This is a genomic window from Paraburkholderia sp. EG304 (assembly GCF_046543485.1).
In the GTDB taxonomy this organism is placed as follows: domain Bacteria; phylum Pseudomonadota; class Gammaproteobacteria; order Burkholderiales; family Burkholderiaceae; genus Paraburkholderia; species Paraburkholderia youngii.
Window position 1 is genome coordinate 1 of record NZ_JBKGUA010000208.1, and the last position, 1,487, is coordinate 1,487.

General features: G+C 65.6%; 2 protein-coding genes. Both read left to right on the forward strand.

What is annotated here, in order from left to right; translation table 11 throughout:
* Nucleotides 1–254, forward strand: a 254-nt coding sequence (locus ACLFKU_RS43380; protein WP_410853345.1) for a hypothetical protein, incomplete at its 5' end; no start/stop codon positions are given.
* A 156-nt stretch (nucleotides 255–410) separates the two neighbouring features.
* The coding region (locus tag ACLFKU_RS43385; protein WP_410853346.1) for a S8 family serine peptidase at nucleotides 411–1,487 on the forward strand (1,077 nt) is incomplete at its 3' end.

The window sequence follows — 1,487 nt, forward strand, 5'->3', positions numbered from 1 at the left end:
CCTGGGGCGGGCACTACCGGATGGTCGGGAGCCGGCCAGCGGCCGGCACTACTGTCCTGCGGTGGCAGTGGCGTAAGTCATTGATGCGCAAGTGGTGTCCCGATTTTGTCGCGCGCGACAGCCATTTCAGACAATCCGTGGCGCAATCGGCCCATTCCAAAGCCCGTGAACTTCTTCACTTTCACAAACCCTTGACCCGGAAAGTCTCAGATCCGACATTTCATGTGACTGAAGTGCAGCTGAAACGTTGTTGATCGGCCAGCCACCCACTAGCGTCGGGTTGGGCGGTTTGATTCAGGGGAACCGATCCACTCACCCGGCCGATCCGCGCCATCGATTTCAGCAGCCCCCGGATCGGACCTGGATTCTCAGCCGCGACGACGGCATTCACTGTCTGAAAGGGAAATCCGATGTCTCATGTCTCGCAACACCGTTTGCGTCCCCGTGCATTGGTTGTACTGGGCGCGTCCGTTCTGTCGACCCTGCTGCTGGCCACCCCGGCGTTCGCCGGCGATGTGCAGTTGAGCGGCCTGTCCTCGGCGCCGACCCATCAGCGCTTCATCGTGAAGTACAAGGACGGCAGCACCGAGGTCGCCACCCCGACCGCGCTGGCCAGCTCGCTCAAGGCCGCGGCTGCGGCAGTGCCGGCCGCGCAGGGCCGTGCCCTGGGGCTGCAGAAGCTGCGTCAGTTGGCGATCGGCCCGACCGTGGTCAAGGCCGACCGGCCGCTGGACCGTGCCGAGGCCGAGCTGCTGATGCGTCGCCTGGCAGCCGACCCGAGCGTGGAATACGTCGAGGTCGACCAGCTGATGCAGGCCACGCTGGTGCCCAACGACACGCGTTTCTCCGAGCAGTGGGGCTTCGGTACCAGCAATGCTTCGATCAACGTGCGCCCGGCATGGGACAAGGCCACCGGCACCGGCGTGGTGGTCGCGGTGATCGACACCGGCATCACCAACCATCCCGACCTCAACGCCAACATCCTGCCCGGCTATGACTTCATCAGCGACGCAGCGATGGCGCGCGACGGCGGTGGCCGCGACAACAATCCCAACGACGAAGGCGACTGGTACGCCGCCAACGAATGCGGCTCCGGCATTCCGGCCTCCAACTCGAGCTGGCACGGCACCCATGTGGCCGGCACGATTGCGGCGGTGACCAACAACAGCACCGGCGTGGCTGGCACGGCCTTCAATGCCAAGGTCGTCCCGGTGCGCGTGCTCGGCAAGTGCGGCGGCTACACCTCCGACATCGCCGATGCGATCGTCTGGGCGTCCGGGGGCACCGTCAGCGGCGTCCCGGCCAACGCCAACCCCGCCGAAGTGATCAACATGTCGCTCGGCGGTGGTGGCAGCTGCTCCACCACCTACCAGACCGCGATCAATGGTGCCGTTTCGCGCGGCACCACCGTGGTGGTCGCCGCGGGCAACAGCAATACCAACGTCTCGTCCTCGGTGCCGGCCAACTGCGCCAACGTCATCGCCGTC